Annotated in this window: 1 protein-coding gene; it reads left to right on the top strand. The window is 64.5% G+C overall.

Annotated elements, in window-relative coordinates; translation table 11 throughout:
* A partial coding sequence (locus AC0IYH_RS31450) for an acyl-CoA dehydrogenase family protein (protein WP_471838150.1) occupies positions 1-214 on the top strand: 214 nt, incomplete at its 5' end.
* Positions 215-276: the final 62 nt, after the last annotated feature.

Here is a 276-nt window from a genome sequence, read left to right on the forward strand (position 1 = left end):
GATGAAATATTACGGGACCGAGCTGAACAAGGATCGCCACGAATTGCAGATGGCGGGCGGCGGCTCCGACGCGCTGGAGTGGGAGAGCGACGCCGGCCGCACCGGTGCCCTGCCCCGCGCATGGCTCCGCACCAAGGCGAACTCGATCGAAGGCGGCACGTCGGAGATCCAGCTCAACATCATCGCCAAGCGGATCCTGGATCTACCGTCCTAACCGAGAATCTCTCTCCCTTTGGGAGAGGGAAGGAGCCGCGCAGCGCGGTGGAAGGGTGAGGG

Source organism: Pseudomonas sp. AC463, from assembly GCF_979253585.1.